The organism is Tetzosporium hominis (assembly GCF_002265435.1).
Lineage (GTDB): Bacteria > Bacillota > Bacilli > Bacillales_A > Planococcaceae > Chryseomicrobium > Chryseomicrobium hominis.
Genome location: NZ_NOKQ01000170.1, coordinates 1 through 267, shown reverse-complemented (window position 1 = coordinate 267; position 267 = coordinate 1). Strand labels below are relative to the sequence as shown.

Below are 267 nucleotides of genomic sequence, written 5' to 3'. Positions count from 1 at the left end.
GAGTTTGTCGCTAGATTCAGCGCCAATGCGTCTAAATCTAAGCAGGCTACATCAAGAAAGAAACTTCTCGAAAAAATTACGCTGGATGATATTAAACCATCTTCCCGCCGCTATCCTTATGTTAACTTTACGCCTGAAAGGGAAATCGGAAATGATGTTCTTCGGGTGGAAGGCTTAACGAAAACAATCGATGGCGTAAAGGTGCTCGACAATGTCAGCTTTATTATGAATAGAGAAGATAAAATTGCTTTCACTGGCCGCAACGAA

At 41.6% G+C, this 267-nt stretch carries 1 pseudogene; it reads left to right on the top strand.

Annotated features, from left to right (window positions below):
* Window positions 1–267: pseudogene (locus CF394_RS03565) on the top strand (ABC transporter ATP-binding protein); the annotation flags it as partial.